The sequence below is a fragment of the Vibrio jasicida 090810c genome (assembly GCF_002887615.1).
In the GTDB taxonomy this organism is placed as follows: domain Bacteria; phylum Pseudomonadota; class Gammaproteobacteria; order Enterobacterales; family Vibrionaceae; genus Vibrio; species Vibrio jasicida.
Genome location: NZ_CP025793.1, coordinates 1 through 14681, shown reverse-complemented (window position 1 = coordinate 14681; position 14681 = coordinate 1). Strand labels below are relative to the sequence as shown.

13 protein-coding genes and 1 riboswitch are annotated in these 14681 nt (G+C 46.2%); of the genes, 3 read left to right on the top strand and 10 right to left on the bottom strand.

Annotated elements, in window-relative coordinates:
• Positions 1 to 55: 55 nt before the first annotated feature.
• From C1S73_RS17595 to thiD, 9 genes are all read right to left on the bottom strand, one after another.
• Positions 56 to 1066, bottom strand: coding sequence for a helix-turn-helix domain-containing protein (locus tag C1S73_RS17595; RefSeq protein WP_050566686.1), 1011 nt, complete (start codon positions 1064 to 1066; stop codon positions 56 to 58).
• 99 nt (positions 1067 to 1165) lie between these two features.
• A complete protein-coding gene (locus C1S73_RS17590; RefSeq protein WP_038868199.1) occupies positions 1166 to 3304 on the bottom strand; it encodes a glycoside hydrolase family 3 protein in 2139 nt (712 codons plus the stop codon).
• Positions 3305 to 3563: 259 nt separating this feature from the next.
• The gene (gene thiE / locus C1S73_RS17585; RefSeq protein ID WP_038868201.1) at positions 3564 to 4178 is read right to left on the bottom strand and encodes a thiamine phosphate synthase; all 615 of its coding nucleotides are present in this window, start codon (positions 4176 to 4178) and stop codon (positions 3564 to 3566) included.
• A 62-nt stretch (positions 4179 to 4240) separates the two neighbouring features.
• Positions 4241 to 5032: a hydroxyethylthiazole kinase gene (thiM, locus tag C1S73_RS17580; protein ID WP_038868204.1), complete on the bottom strand. Its 792-nt coding sequence runs from the start codon at positions 5030 to 5032 to the stop codon at positions 4241 to 4243.
• Between the two features lie 12 nt (positions 5033 to 5044).
• Positions 5045 to 5713, bottom strand: a complete 669-nt coding sequence (gene tenA, locus C1S73_RS17575) for a thiaminase II (RefSeq protein WP_020195160.1) — start codon at positions 5711 to 5713, stop codon at positions 5045 to 5047.
• 54 nt (positions 5714 to 5767) lie between these two features.
• Positions 5768 to 6718, bottom strand: coding sequence for an ABC transporter substrate-binding protein (locus tag C1S73_RS17570; RefSeq protein ID WP_095760815.1), 951 nt, complete (start codon positions 6716 to 6718; stop codon positions 5768 to 5770).
• Positions 6719 to 6765: 47 nt separating this feature from the next.
• Positions 6766 to 7566: an ABC transporter permease gene (locus C1S73_RS17565; protein WP_038868206.1), complete on the bottom strand. Its 801-nt coding sequence runs from the start codon at positions 7564 to 7566 to the stop codon at positions 6766 to 6768.
• Positions 7559 to 8314 (bottom strand): ABC transporter ATP-binding protein, encoded by a 756-nt coding sequence (locus C1S73_RS17560; RefSeq protein WP_038868208.1) that lies wholly within the window; start codon positions 8312 to 8314, stop codon positions 7559 to 7561. The genes C1S73_RS17565 and C1S73_RS17560 overlap by 8 nt, the downstream gene beginning before the upstream one ends.
• Positions 8304 to 9176: a bifunctional hydroxymethylpyrimidine kinase/phosphomethylpyrimidine kinase gene (gene thiD / locus C1S73_RS17555; RefSeq protein WP_038868210.1), complete on the bottom strand. Its 873-nt coding sequence runs from the start codon at positions 9174 to 9176 to the stop codon at positions 8304 to 8306. The genes C1S73_RS17560 and thiD overlap by 11 nt, the downstream gene beginning before the upstream one ends.
• Positions 9177 to 9285: 109 nt before the next feature.
• Positions 9286 to 9395, bottom strand: a riboswitch (TPP riboswitch).
• Positions 9396 to 10031: 636 nt separating this feature from the next.
• On the opposite strand from thiD, the gene C1S73_RS17550 reads away from it, so the two are divergent.
• Positions 10032 to 11417, top strand: a complete 1386-nt coding sequence (locus C1S73_RS17550; protein ID WP_038868212.1) for a TldD/PmbA family protein — start codon at positions 10032 to 10034, stop codon at positions 11415 to 11417.
• The gene (locus C1S73_RS17545) at positions 11417 to 12760 is read left to right on the top strand and encodes a TldD/PmbA family protein (protein WP_038868214.1); all 1344 of its coding nucleotides are present in this window, start codon (positions 11417 to 11419) and stop codon (positions 12758 to 12760) included. The genes C1S73_RS17550 and C1S73_RS17545 overlap by 1 nt, the downstream gene beginning before the upstream one ends.
• A 78-nt stretch (positions 12761 to 12838) precedes the next feature.
• Here the strand turns inward: C1S73_RS17545 and trmY are convergent, their stop codons facing one another.
• Positions 12839 to 13438: a tRNA (pseudouridine(54)-N(1))-methyltransferase TrmY gene (gene trmY / locus C1S73_RS17540; protein ID WP_005374282.1), complete on the bottom strand. Its 600-nt coding sequence runs from the start codon at positions 13436 to 13438 to the stop codon at positions 12839 to 12841.
• A 158-nt stretch (positions 13439 to 13596) separates the two neighbouring features.
• On the opposite strand from trmY, the gene C1S73_RS17535 reads away from it, so the two are divergent.
• A complete protein-coding gene (locus tag C1S73_RS17535) occupies positions 13597 to 14121 on the top strand; it encodes a DUF3087 domain-containing protein (protein WP_038868217.1) in 525 nt (174 codons plus the stop codon).
• Positions 14122 to 14681 lie beyond the last annotated feature (560 nt).

The window sequence follows — 14681 nt, the reverse complement described above, 5'->3', positions numbered from 1 at the left end:
CATACAGCAGTCGAAAATAGGCGGCTATCTTACGACAATCGATGTGAAAAACTTATCAACGCTCTGTCAATTCGGTCTTGTTTATTTTACTTCTGATCTCCATTGGGGAGAGGCCGAAGTTGCGCATCGTGAAACGATTGAGTGAGGATTGAGATTGAAAGCCTAACCGCTCAGACAAAGTAACAAGAGGAATGGAGGTGTAGGACAAGACCTCGTAACACTTCTTTTGTTTGAATTGGTTTAGCAATTCATCAAAAGTTTGCCCTTCTTGTTTGAGTTTGCGGGCAAGCGTCCAACGAGAGTAACCCATTAGATTGAGTAGCTTGTTCGATGCACGGACCAGAGAATCATGATGATACAGGCGCTCCAATGTCAGCATCACGAGTTCTGTGGTGCTTAAATCATTCAACAGCTCCAATTGAGAAAGAGAGTGTTGTAGTTGACGTTTGAGGTGCTGATCTAACAAGGGGTTGTTGGTGTTGAGTTGGCGCTGAGCAAAGGGAGCTTTCAATATGAGTAAGTTTTGTGGGCCGGTGTAGATAGAGATACCACTCGTTTGTTCAAAGTCTTTGATATTAGGGATGAACTTGTTGGATTGAATTTGCATGGACTCGGCGGGAATCGCCAATGCCGTTAATGCTTTAGCAACAAAGCATAGATTAAGAATAGGGCCATAAATATCGACGACGCCATCATCCTGTACGTAATGGACAACAACATCACCTTGCGGTGCTATCCGATAATACAACCGATCACGGGAGCCCATGACGGGTTTAAATTGGACGTGGCGATGGATGACTTCTATTGCGTTTGGTGCATTGAGGACGTAGGCAAATTCGGGATAAGTGCTCAATAGTTCAGAGATTGAAATATCATGAGCGGGAAGAGGAATTTCATATTTCGCGACAATATAACACAGCTCTTGAAAGTGCTTCTCTGAGACGTGCTGAACCTTATCCAAGCGATGATTTAATTTGGATAATTCATCACTTATCCCTTCAATATGTTTGTGTTGCGCGAGATAAGTGTAGAGCCGAGTGTAAACATGATGGTGGATATATTTCATACAGTTCAATGCAGCATGGCTTGGCGCGTAATTTGATCGCAAGCCATGCTGTGTTTATTGCGTTGCTACCTATTCATGACGTTAGTGTAGCAACGAAAGTTAGTAGCTAAGACCATATCCAAATGGGTATAGCGTGATTGACGGATCTTCTTCATAAGAAGGAACATCTTCTTTACCTTTGGCAACCACCTCATCGGTCGACTTTGGAAGGCCGAAAGGTAACTTACCTTCTGGTTTCACTTTACCGGTGATGACATCAAAAAAGACAGCGTCCGATGTACCGAAGTTCGCCAGAATGATTGGCAACTGATCGTTGATATTACCTAGGGCTGCTGGACGAATCATGAATACATCAAAAATTACTCGCTTACCTGAGTTGATAGCCTGATTAATGACACTATAGACATTGCCACTATTGTAAATACAAGCTCCTAGGTTGTCGGTCAAACCCTCATAACAAAGTTGTGCAGATTCTCCCGGTTCACGGTCAGGTTGCGTTTCGTAAGGACGTAATTGGAAGTCTTCCTGTGCTACAAAACCAAGCTCGCCAGACGGCATAGCGACCCCAAATGGGAACCATGCCGTGGCGAGAGTGGCGGGGGTTTGCGTACGAATAATGATGGTGTCAGCATCTGCCATGTTTTCTGCGACGTTTAAGCCATATTGTTGTGCGTTGTCGACAATACTTGGTTGCTCTGTACCGCCATAGTTGGCGTAGACATACACGTTACCTAACTCCTCTACTGATAAAGGCAATGTGTTGTTGTCGTTTTTCAACAAGGTAACGGAGCGTCCTTGAGATTCAATACCCAGCTCTTGGAACTCTGTTTTACCGACCACATCATTGACCTTGGCGACATCAACAAATGGGTCTTCAAACAAACCTTGTTTGAACTTATTCGTCAGGATTCGATTTACCGATAAGTCGATGCGCTCTTGGGTAAGACGCCCGCTCTCAATATTCGTAAGCAATAAAGCAGGGTCATCGATACCCCCAAATTGGTCAATACCCGCATCGACAGAAGCAGCGAAACGCTCTGTTGAGTCTTCGTCTTCTTTACCCCAAGGCATACCTAAGTAAGTGAACGGATTCTTCTCTGCATCTTCATGTGTGATGATCCCGGTTCGACATGTATCGACACAATCGTTAGCGACTAACCAATCTGATAGCAACACGCCTTCGAAGTTTTCTTCGCCTCGAAGAATATCTGTCATGATGTATTTGCTGTAACCAAAGCCAACATTACCTTCACTTTCCGGTAGTTGCTCATAGGGAATTCCGTAATAAGGCATCACGCCCGCAACGCCAGCCTCAAAAGCACCTTTAAATGGAATGCGGTGGTAGTCAAAGTTGTTGCCCGGATAAATCTGATAGCGGCCAGCGAAGTAGTGTGCATCCGCGCCATTTTCTTGCGGACCACCACCTGCAAAATGTTTTACGACTGCCCAGACTCCATCTTTCGTCAGCTCGGTATTGTTGTGTTGTAAACCTTGGACATAGGCTTTGGTCATTTCTCGTGATAACTCAGCGTTTTCACCGAATGTACTGTTCACTCGCCCCCACCTTGGTTCAGTAGCGAGGTCAGCGGTTGGATGGAGTGCTTGGTTGATGCCGACGGCTAGGTACTCTTGACGAATGACATCGGCGAAGGTTTTAGTGAACTCAGCATCGCCAATCGCGGCTAAGCCGAGTGTTTCCGACCATTGTGAAAAATCGCCAGAAGAGACTGAAGTTCCTAATGCGGCATTAAAGTGGTTGCGTGGGTCGGTTGAAATAGAAACGGGAATTCCTAAGCGAGTGTGCTCCGCTAATTCTTGAGCGTGATTATTATCTTCTGCCATCAGAGTGGCATCGCCTTCTTGGCGAGTTATAAAGGTATTGAGGAAACGTTCTTGAATTAATGTGGTGTTGGTTATGCCATCGCCTTTAAAAACGAGTCTTGAGCTATCGCTGCTGAGTACGAATGTTCCGTGCATCATCAAGCCTGCCTTTTCGGCGTTGTTCATTTGTTGAGTAAGATTCTCTGCGCGTTGTTTTGGGCTCAGTCGCCAATCCTCATAAGCGTCTAATTCGCCATTCTTATTATGATCCTTAAAGGTTAGCCCATCGACCGTGAGAAGATTGAGCGTTTTGGTTTCCAATGTTGGTATAGTGAGTTGTTCTGAATCTGATCCGCAACCGCTAATGAGTAGGGGAGGCAGCGCAAAGACTAAGAGGTTTTTTCCAGAGGTTTTCATCGTTATTGCCTTTTATTTTGTTGTTTGGCGCAGTATGACTCTGGAGGTGAAGGAAAGTATTTCCTTTAGGGAGCAAGGTTTTGACGTTCAGGTGCAGAATAGGGAAAGTGTGAGATTCTGTCAGAATGATTAGTGTGATGAATATCTCGGTGCAGGAGAAGAGTCCACTTCTGCTTTGGTTTTCACTCGGTCTTTTAGCGTAGCGAAATACGAGATCAAAGTGCTCATCCATAAGCGCTTTATTCTGGAGTGAGCAAGGTTAGCTCATCAACCCTAATAAATATTCCGATGCCGCTTTGGGATCTTCTGCGTGGCAAATCGCTGAAACCAAAGCCAAGCCGTGAACACCAGTGGCGCTGAGCAGCGGAATGTTATTTTCGTTAATGCCGCCAATGGCAACAATCGGCAGTGAAGTTGTCTCTAACGCCACCTTCAAACCATCAATACCCCAATGTTTTTTGGTGTTGGTTTTGGTCGGCGTCGCGAAGATTGCGCTCAAACCGATGTAATCAATCGGAAGAGAGTCTGCTTCTGCAAGCTGCTCTTCATTTTCGATAGATAAGCCGAGGATTTTGTTTGGTCCAATCAACTCACGAGCGATAGTTGCGGGCATGTCTGATTGCCCGAGGTGAACCCCGTCAGCATCGACAGCTAGTGCGACGTCAACGCGGTCATTGATGATCAAAGGCACATCGGTATCTTTAAGGATGTCTTTGACGGCTTGAGCACGTTCGATAAACGCACGCACATCGCCGTGTTTTTCGCGGACTTGTACCATGCTCACGCCACCTTCCACGGCTTTTCTCACAACACGCTTTAGTGTGGCTAAATCTTGTTGGTCATCGGTGACCAAATATAAACGATAGGCGTTCATTTTGTTTCCTTTGGGCCTCTCATCTAGATGGAATGAGAGGCCGGTATTTGTTAGAGAAAAGCTTAGCTCACTTGCAGTTTTAGGCGTTTGGCCAGCGTTTCGTCATCCAACTGGTAAAGCTCATCCAACAAGTTCATTTGCAGGCTACCTGGGCCGCGAGCTTGTTCCGCTGCAATCTCGCCAACAACGCCTAGTACCGCCGCTGCAGCAAGTCCGGTGTTATCACCAACAGCAGCAAAAGCGCCTGTAAGAGCCGTTAGCGTACAACCCATTCCGGTTACGTATGGCATCATCTCGTGACCGTTGTTTAGCTGTACAGTTTGCTCTTTAGTGACGATGTAATCAGTCTCGCCAGAAATCACCACACTTGCACCATACTCTGCGACTAAGAAGTTCGCTGCGCCAAGTGCTGCGTCACTGCTGTCTAACGCATCGACGCCTTTGCTTTGTGCTTGCTCGCCAGCGAGTGCAATGATTTCTGAGGCGTTACCACGAATGATCAACTTATCTGCAAGGCGTGCGATTTCACGTGATGTCTCTGTACGTAGTGAGCTTGCTCCGCAACCGACTGGGTCGAGTATAACGATTTTACCATTGGCATTGGCTTGCTCTACGGCATAGCTCATACGCGGTGTCCAAACGCTGTCTAAGGTACCAATGTTGATAACCAGTGAGCCCGCGAACGACATCATCTCTGCCATCTCTTGTTTGGAGTGCGCCATGATTGGAGAAGCGCCGATAGCCAATAGCGCGTTTGCCGTGTTGTTCATCACCACGTAGTTAGTGATGTTAACGACTAATGGCTTTTGCTGGCGTACTGCGGTTAATGCTTGGGTGATTTGTTCAATTAACATGAGACTCTCCGATTAATCTTGCTGAGCATTCAGACCTTGTTGCCAGAATGCTACTTCCATACGCGTTGCAGTTTTGAATACCTGAATCAGGTTTTGACCACGCTGGCTATTGATGTCGATTTCCGCCAATAACTGGTTAAAGTGTTCTGCACCTTTTGCGACACCAGATTGGAACTCCTCACCACCGTAGAGGTTGATCCAACTTGCGTATGGGTTGCCTTCGATTACTGTCTTTTCATCTTCAATCAGCATCTTACCGATAACAGCATAGCCGATAGAGCATGGCGCCAGTGCCGCGTATAGATCAACAAGATCGCCGGTCATGCCAGCATCTAATACGTAACGGGTATAAGCTACCGTGCCGAAGTCTTCTGGCTCGTTTTCTAAGTCGGATTCTGTCAACCCCCATTGCTCACAGTAAGTCACGTGGTGGGCGATTTCAGAATCTAGCAATGCATGTACGCTTGGTAGGGCACGGCGCATGTCATCCAAAGTACGTGCTTTGTAGATCGCTAATGCGTAAGCTCGTGCGTACTGTTTTAGGAAAAGAAAATCCTGCTTTAGGTAATGCAGAAAACAAGGCTGAGCCAGAGTGCCTTGTGCCAATTGCTGCACGAAAGCATGCTCAGTGTATTCTTGCCAATCTTGGCGGCAAGCGTCGATCAAATCTTGGTATTTCATTATGAGTATCTCGTTATCAAAAGACCCTAGGCTTAGATCCTAAGGTCAGTAGCATTAGTCAAAGTTCGGTACGTAATCTTTCGCTTTTGGTAGTGTTTCGATGATTTTTTGTGAATACATGAATTCGGCATAATCATCGTAGCGTTTCAGATCTACTGCAGATGGGCGAAGAGCGAAACGAGTTAGCGTGTCGTTCCAAGCGCGTTGGTTAAGCTCGTTGTTGAGGGTGTCTGGTGAATAAGCCACGAACTCTTTCCACGACTCTTTTGGATGGTTAACGATGTAAGTGGTTGCTTGCTCTAGCGCTTTGTTGAATGCCTTGATAGCTTCTTTGTCGTAGGTTTTTGCATTGGCTACGAAGACTAACTCGTCATACGTTGGCACGCCGTGTTCTTCAGGGAAGAAGGCTTTAGCTTTATAACCTTCTAGTGCCAGTTGATTGGTTTCGAAGTTACGTAGACCGCCCCAAATCGCATCCACCTTGCCAGACGCAAGGGACGAAGACAGCGCCCAACCTACGTTGATGATTTGTACGTCAGAAAACTTCACGTTCTCTTGCGCAAGCATGGTGCCGATTGTCGCTTCTTCGTTGCCTGCGATCGCAATACCGATCTTCTTGCCTTTTAAGTCGCCAAGGTTTTCATTCTTACCGTTGTCCAACACCATCAGCGTGTTGAGTGGCGTAGCAATCAAAGTCGCAGAGCGGATTAGTGGCAAACCAGCCGCGACATCGATGGTCAGGCTTGGTTGGTAAGAAATCGCCATGTCGACTTTACCCGCCGCGACCAACTTAGGTGGTGTACTTGGATCTGCCGGCTCTTGAATGTTGACCTTCAAACCTTGCTCTTTGAAGTAACCACGCTCTTTGGCAATAACGATAGGACCATGGTTTGGATTGACGAACCAATCCAACATCAGTGTCATCTCTTTTTCAGCAGCAAGTACGTTGGTTGATACCACTGAAGCGAGTAGAGCAGCAGCGCTCATAAGTTTGTTTTTATTCACGGGGTTCTTCCTTTTCTTTCCCAATTTCCTTTGGTTATTTTCGGCAATTACTTGCTTTCCCAAGGGATGGCTTTTTTCAATAATTTATCGGTGATGAAGTAGAGTGAGATAGACAGCACAGCGAGGATAAACAGCGCTGCAAACATCTCATCAATGATCATGCGAGCGTTGGCTTGGAGCATCAGATAACCCAAGCCTTCACTTGAACCTACCCACTCACCGACCACTGCTCCAATTGGCGCAATAACGACGGCAACACGAATACCTGAGGCTAAAGTTGGTAGTGCGGCTGGCAATTGAATATGACGAAGTAGCTGCCATTTAGACGCACCCATAGTCTTGGCAAGATCTAGGTAACCTGTTGGTGTATTGCGCAAACCGTCGTAGCAACATGTCGTGACGGGGAAAAAGATGATGATCGCCGCCATGACGACTTTCGATGCAATGCCGTAACCCAGCCAAAGCATCAGTACTGGCGCGATGGCGAACACAGGGATCGCTTGGCTAGCAATCAGAATTGGCAATAACCAACGCTTCAGCGGCTCGAACATCAGCATTTGCAGTGCGAACAGCAAACCCATTGATAATCCAAGCGCCAAGCCAAGTAAAATCTCTTGCGCAGTAACCCAAGTATGTTTGAGCAAGACATCGTAACGAGTGGCCAATCTATCCAGCACTTCAATTGGTGAAGGTAAGATGAAGCTTGGCATGTCGAATACCACAACAACCAACTGCCACAATCCCAAGATCACCGCTGTGCTAATGACCAAGCGCAGAGCCGGATGGGTCACGCGTTCTTTTTTACTAATGCGTGCCGAAACGGAGTTGTACTGAGTCATATCACTCATAGTCTTTCTCCAATTGATCCAAAATCGCTTGTTGTAGCGCCGCGCACTCTCCATCGAGAACTCGCGGCGGCTTGGAATTCGGAACGACTAAGTGCTGGGCTTGCGCAGGCGTGCCTTGCAGTACATAGAGTTGGTGGGCTAATCGCACCGCTTCTTGTGGGTCGTGGGTAATAAGAACAACGGTTTTATCTTTCAGTAACTCGGCAGACAAGGTTTGCAACTTATGGCGAGTAACCGCGTCCAGCGCAGAGAAGGGCTCATCCATCAGAACCAGAGGCTTGTCTTGCATCAGAGTGCGAGCAAGGGCAACACGTTGTCTCATGCCGCCAGAGAGCTGAGCTGGCTTAGCATCCGCGTAATCGGCGAGTCCCACTTGGTTGAGTAAAGTCAGTGCACGTTGTTTATCTTGTTCTGGTGCTTGGTCTTGAGAAAATCGAGAACTGAGACAGACGTTGTCTAACACATTTAGCCATGGTAGCAACAAGTCTTGTTGTGCCATGTAGGCAATACGTTCGTGTAGGGCGATGCCATCCGTGGTGGTTAATTCACCATGCCATTCGACTTTGTCGTCTAACAAGCCCGCTAGATAACGAAGGATCGTCGTTTTTCCGCAACCACTACGGCCAAGTAACACAGTCCATTGATTGGCAGGGATGGTCATACTCAACCCTGCTAATGTTGGCGTTTGGCTGTCTTTGTATTGCAGACTTGCTTCGGTAAGCTGAATGCCGAGTGCGTTAGCGCACATGCGTGTGACCTGCAAAAAAGTGGTTCACAGGGCCGTGACCTTTACCGACATCCAATTCGTCAGCGTGCGCGATAGCTTGGCTGATGTACTGCTTACCAAGGTGCACCGCTTTGTGCAGGTTGTTGCCTTGGCCAAGGTAAGACGCGATAGCAGAAGACAGCGTGCAGCCTGTGCCATGGGTGTTTTTGGTTGGAAAGCGTTTAGCGCTGATTAACTCGGCGCTGTCTTGCATGATCAGCAGATCGTTGCTGTTTTCGTCTTTTTCTAAGTGGCCGCCTTTTAACAGCACCGCTTTTGCACCGAGCGCGCGTAAATCAGCAATCATATCGTTCATTTCAGATTCTGATTGAGGCACTGGCTTACCCGTCAAGGCTGCGCCTTCTGGTAGGTTAGGGGTAATGATGTCTGCGAGCGGAATCAATTCTTCTTTTAAAGTGCTGATTGCTGACTGTTCCAGTAATAGATCGCCGCTGGTGGCCACCATTACAGGGTCAATCACGAGGTGTTTTGGCTGGTATTGTTTAATTTTGTTGGCAACGACCTTAATGATGTTGGAATCGGCCAACATGCCCACTTTGACTGCAACGATGTTAAGGTCGGTAAATACCGCATCGAGTTGGCTCTCTACGTGGTCGAGAGGAATTGGGAAAATCGCAGAAACGCCTTGGGTATTTTGCGAAGTAATCGCCGTGATTACCGAACAAGCATAACTGCCAGTTGCGGACATCGCTTTGATGTCGGCTTGAATGCCTGCGCCGCCACCGCTATCAGAACCTGCAATCGTCAACACAATCGGTGTGTCTATTGAAGTTGCTGCTTTTGGCTGTGTTGATGGTTTTTCTTGGTTTGACTGCTGCGCCATGGTCGCTCCTATTACAGACGTACAGGAACTGACTTGGCCATCGCAAGGGAAGATCGGTGATCGGATCCGTTGAGACTAGCTGTACTAATAGAGACTCAAGCAGGCTAGTGGCAAAGTGATGATAGTTCCCTACGTCAGTGCTAACTGAATCAGGTTCAACGGGTCTCGATTTCGATCTCAGCCGACGCATTCAATGCATGGGCCCCCCGACTATTTCGCCAAGATAATAGCAGTTCACTCAGTTACGGTGCACGTGTTTTTTCCTGTAAAGGGATAGTAATCGTTTAAATATGAGACTTGATAGCGGTAATGAGAGAACAGAATTTAGTGTATACCCAAGTAACCTCGAGATGCTTGGTTCAGCGAGAATGACTTGGTTTGTAGACGCGGCGGCGATTTGAAGGCTTAGTGGGTCTAAATCAAGAATCGGCAACAAAGTATACAAGCCAAGGCCCTTACTATTTGCAAAGAGTGCCCTCTGGGAGCGTGTCATTGACCCGATTGCTACGTCAAACAACTTGGAAAGAGCGTGCTATTCCGCTTCGTTGTTTTCCTTGCACTCGAATCAATGACAACGCTCTGAATCCTGCATCTTGAAGTCACTTGGGTATAAATGACGTGCTGCATTGAAAGTAGTAGTTCAAGACACTATCTAATAGTGAGATATCGACATAATACGTAACGAATCGTTCTTTGATTTAGCAAGGATTAGCACAAAACAAGGTTAAAAAAGTGTTAATATTTAACGCGTTGCCAATATGTCTTTGAGTCATTCGATTTAGGTCATGACTTTAATAAACAGGGTCTAACTCAAAGGTGGGGAAGGCTAGGACGATCAACGAGCAAGGAGATTTCATGCTTAATTCTGTAACAGCGAAAGCGGTGATCGATCATGCCCTCTTTTTAGGGGCTGATTTCGCCGAGCTATTCGTTGAACACCATCAAACCAACACTGTCCAGGTCGCATCTGGTGAAGTGGATAAGGTTAACTCGGGTATCGATTTTGGTATCGGTATTCGTCTCTTCTTCGGTCATAAAGTGCTTTACGGTTACACCAACAGCACGAATGAAACGGAACTAAAACGCGTAACCTCACTGCTTGCAGCAAAAGACAAGCGTGAGCAAATCGCCTCAGCAGGTTCTCTCAACCTGAACCGCTACCCAATTCAACATGGTTGTCGTATGCCACTTGGCAAAGACGCTAACCTAGATTCTAAAATTGCTTTCCTATTGCAAGTTGACCAAGCAGCACGTGCTGAGAGTGAACATATCAGCCAGTTCATCGGCAGCGTGCTTCAGCGCGAGCAGCAAGTGTCTATCTTCAACTCAGAAGGTCTACACGTTGACGATACTCGTCACTACATCCGAGTTGCTGGTAATACTGTCGCTCAAAAAGGTAATGAGCAGTCTTCTGGTATGGAAGGTCCTGGCGCTCTTGCTGGTTGGGAGTTCAGTGAGCAGCTTGATGCGAAAGAGCTAGGTCAAACTATCGCGCAACAAGCGTTGGTAAAACTTGGCGCAGATGCTTGTCCATCGGGTGAAATGCCAGTGGTAATTGGTAACGGCTTTGGTGGCGTAATCTTCCATGAAGCTTGTGGCCACTTGCTAGAAACTACTTCAGTTGCGAAGAAAGCATCAGTCTTCCACGACAAGATGGGCGAAATGGTTGCTCACACCGCAGTGAATGCAGTCGATGATGGCACCATGACCAACGAATGGGGCTCGATTCATGTTGATGACGAAGGCATGAAGACTCAGCGCACTCAATTGATCAAAGACGGTAAGCTAACTAGCTTCATGGTCGATAAAATGGGTGGTATGAAAACAGGTTATGAGCCTACGGGGTCAGGTCGTCGTCAAAACTACAAGTTCGCACCAACCTCGCGTATGCGTAACACATTTATCGAAGAAGGCGAGCATTCTCTTGATGACATGCTTGCTGGCATCGAACGCGGCATCTATGCGAAGAAGATGGGCGGTGGTTCGGTTCAACCGGGAACGGGCGAGTTCAACTTTGCCGTTCGTGAAGCTTACCTCATTGAAAATGGTAAAATCACCAAGCCTCTGAAAACAGCAACGCTGATCAGTACGGGGCCAAAAGTGTTGAAAGAAATCAGTATGGTCGGCAAAGACATGGCGCTTGCGCCGGGCATGTGTGGTTCAGTCAGTGGTTCAGTACCAACAACAGTCGGTCAGCCAACGCTCAAAGTAGATAACATTCTGGTAGGAGGCGGTAACTAATGAGCCAAGAACAACAACTTCTTAATGCGGTTGATTACGTCCTATCAGAAGCAAAACGCCAAGGTGCAGAAGCGGACGTCATTGTAAACCGCAACAGTAGCTTTTCTTTGAAAGCGAACCAAGGAAAGCTGGATGAGTACAAAGTAAGCTCAAGCCAAGTTCTGGGTGTTCGTGTTGTGAAAGATGCGCGCGTTGCAACGAGCTACTCTGAGTCTTTAGAGCAACCAAGCTTAGATTTGATGCTGACTAATGCACTGCAAAGCGCTCGTTTTTCCAAGCAAGATGAACATCAGACGATTAGCTGCGTGAACAGCGAAATCACGACTGCTTTCGCTGAGATTGCTCAAGAAGACACAACTTCGGTTGATGAAAAGATTGAAATGTCTCTCGCACTTGAGCAAGGCGTAATAGCGCTACCTCACGCTTCTAGCGCACCTTACAATGGTTATAGTGATGGCGAAACGCAATTAATTATTGCCAATACACAAGGCTCGTTGTGCCAACACTTCGAACGCTCGTTTACTTGTTACGCTTATACCTTGTTTGAAAAAGACGGTAAACAGTCGATGGCGGGTAGAATGTCACTGGGTCGTCGCTTTGATGAGTTGAACCCAACTTACTGCATTGAAGGCGGTTACAACCTTGCTCGTGATCTTCTTGAAGGCGCACCAGTGGCTACGGGTAACTACCCAGCAATCTTCCATATCAATGCGCTAGCAAGTTTGTTCGGTGCTTTTGGCAGTGCTTTCTCCGGCGTAAGCGCGATGAAAGGCATTACGCCACTGGGTGACAAGTTTGGTCAACGTGTTGCGAGTGACTTGATTACCTTTACTGATACGGCTTACATGCCAAATGGTATGGCAATTTCGGGCTTTGATAGTGAAGGTTTTGCTACTCAAGACAATGTAATGATTGCCAATGGTGAATTGAAAACCTTGCTACACAACAGCCAGACTGCGAGTTATTTGGGCGCAGTCTCGACAGCAAGTGCCGCTCGCGGTGCAAAATCGAGTCTAGACGTTTCAGCGAATCATAAAGTGATTTCGACCGGCGGCAGCAGTGCATCAGAAGTAAAAGCGGGTGAGTACCTAGAGTTAGTCGAACTTCAAGGTGTCCATTCTGGTGCGGATGCAGTGAGTGGTGATTTCTCATTTGGTGCGAGTGGCTTCTTGTGCCGTGATGGTGAGCGCATTCAACCAGTGCGTGGTATCACTGTAGCGGGTAACTTCTACAAGATGCTGCAAGAAGTTGAGGCGGTAGGTGATACTCAGCTTATTAGCGATAGTCGCACCTTCTTTGCTCCAGACGTGCGTTTTGCTCGCTTGAGCATTGGTGGTAAATAACCCCAGCATTCCTATAGAAACAAAAAGAGGACTCAATCGAGTCCTCTTTCTTACTATGGAGTGATTAACTCGTGAGAATTAAAATTCGCGGATGTCCAGTTCATTGTGGATCAATACCACACACTGAGAAGCGAAAAGCATCTTAGGACCTAAGCTGATCTTCTCTGTGCCAAGGCGTTTCAAGCTGTTAAAAGACTTCTTCGGCATAGGAATATGGTCAGTTAGCAAGAAACATGGGTTTCCACCGATTTCTGCATCACGAACAAATTCGCCTTTTTTATCCAACATATATAGTTGGTGATCTTCTGCCAGTTCTTGCACTAGGCGTTCAAAACTGACGGTACGAACGGTGATACCAGGTTCGACTTCACGAAGTTGCTCTTTGCCCATACCAACCGAAGCATCCAAAGCGCGAGCCACTGCTGCAATCAAGGTTGACTCATGAAAGCCTCCAATGTTGGTGATGTCGTTGGAGCGAATAGTAATGGTGCGTGAGAAATCTTTTGTGCTTTCTAAAACCAAGTGCACAACCACATCTTCACGGTGCGATTGAGCAACGAACATAGTGTTCATCATGGTATGAGCAAGAATCTCTGTATGCGCTTCATTACCAACACCTTCTAACAGTGCTTTGCTGGTGGTTGGTGCCGCGCGAGCTCGTAAAACAAAAGAGCGCATGAATTTAGCCTCTATATAGGAAGAGTGAATGCGCGGAAGTATATACCCAAGCAGGGAAGGGATGCGAGTTTAATAGCAAATGTGAACTTACTTACAAAGCTTCGATTGTCGTGCGGAGTGTGCTGGTTAGAATAGAGGCAACCTGTTAGGAGCGGTATATGGAAATCAAAAAAATAAACAAACAAGTTTATAGAAAGAAGGTCAACTTAGTGATTGGTTGCTTTGTTGCCTTGCTTGCTATTTCTTCTCTTGCTTTTAGTACTTTATTAATTGTCTTGTTCGGTAATACAGATGTAGTACCTGAACAGTCGACGGGGAACTTTCATTGGAACTTAATTGGTGTTGTGCTCGCCTTAGTCACTTCACTGTCTTTGCTGAACCAATTCAAAACACGCCCTTATATGGAAGAAGTGTTGTATGTCTGGAAACTCAAGCAGCTGCACAACAAGATCTTTCGCAAACTGAAAAGTATTAAAGCCGCTTCTACTGAGCACGATGTAAAAGCACTGACGATACTTAAGTTCTACTATACGACTCAAAGTCAGGTGTTTGAGCTAGATAACAACACATTGACGATGAGCAGTGTAAATAAAGAATTAGAGGCTATTGAGCAAATCGAAGCGGCGAAGTCTCTGGATCTTGATATCACAAGCTTTGAAGAGTCTTGGATAGACACATATTGATTGCCTATTTGCTACGTTAAGTTAACAACTAAGTGCTAAAAATAAGCGTTTGAGTGAGATTTCATCACTCGACGCTTTTTTTTAAGTTTTTTTCTAAAAAAGGGTTGCCAAGAAAAATCATCTCCCTATAATGCGCCTCCGTTGTCAGGGCAAAGCGGAAACGCAAAAGTGGTTGGCAATGAGGCGAAAGAAAAGTTTCTAAAAATTAATTTGAAAAAGTGTTTGACACTAAGAATTAATTCCTTAGAATACGCCTCCGCTTCGATAGCAAAGCTTACGAAGCAAGCTCTTTAAAAATATAGACCTATCAATCTGTGTGGGCACTCGTTGATGATAATCCAATTAGAAATTTCTCTTAATAAAGAGCGGTTTCAAATTAGGTTTCAATGAACTGAGTGACCAATCAAGTCTTCGGACTTGGCACAGTCAATTCATTATCATTCTGTTGGAATGATAATAGCTTTAAAATTACTTCTTACTTTCGAGTAAGGATGAGTTTTGAAGTCAGTATTCGTTGAGCCTCTCCCTATTTATTTAGGGAATCAAAAACTTTAAATTGA

Coding starts and splice junctions, on each gene's coding strand:
- C1S73_RS17595 (WP_050566686.1), bottom strand. CDS start 1,066: ATGAAATATATCCACCATCATGTTTACACTCGGCTCTACACTTATCTC.
- C1S73_RS17590 (WP_038868199.1), bottom strand. CDS start 3,304: ATGAAAACCTCTGGAAAAAACCTCTTAGTCTTTGCGCTGCCTCCCCTA.
- thiE (WP_038868201.1), bottom strand. CDS start 4,178: ATGAACGCCTATCGTTTATATTTGGTCACCGATGACCAACAAGATTTA.
- thiM (WP_038868204.1), bottom strand. CDS start 5,032: ATGTTAATTGAACAAATCACCCAAGCATTAACCGCAGTACGCCAGCAA.
- tenA (WP_020195160.1), bottom strand. CDS start 5,713: ATGAAATACCAAGATTTGATCGACGCTTGCCGCCAAGATTGGCAAGAA.
- C1S73_RS17565 (WP_038868206.1), bottom strand. CDS start 7,566: ATGAGTGATATGACTCAGTACAACTCCGTTTCGGCACGCATTAGTAAA.
- C1S73_RS17560 (WP_038868208.1), bottom strand. CDS start 8,314: ATGTGCGCTAACGCACTCGGCATTCAGCTTACCGAAGCAAGTCTGCAA.
- thiD (WP_038868210.1), bottom strand. CDS start 9,176: ATGGCGCAGCAGTCAAACCAAGAAAAACCATCAACACAGCCAAAAGCA.
- C1S73_RS17550 (WP_038868212.1), top strand. CDS start 10,032: ATGCTTAATTCTGTAACAGCGAAAGCGGTGATCGATCATGCCCTCTTT.
- C1S73_RS17545 (WP_038868214.1), top strand. CDS start 11,417: ATGAGCCAAGAACAACAACTTCTTAATGCGGTTGATTACGTCCTATCA.
- trmY (WP_005374282.1), bottom strand. CDS start 13,438: ATGCGCTCTTTTGTTTTACGAGCTCGCGCGGCACCAACCACCAGCAAA.
- C1S73_RS17535 (WP_038868217.1), top strand. CDS start 13,597: ATGGAAATCAAAAAAATAAACAAACAAGTTTATAGAAAGAAGGTCAAC.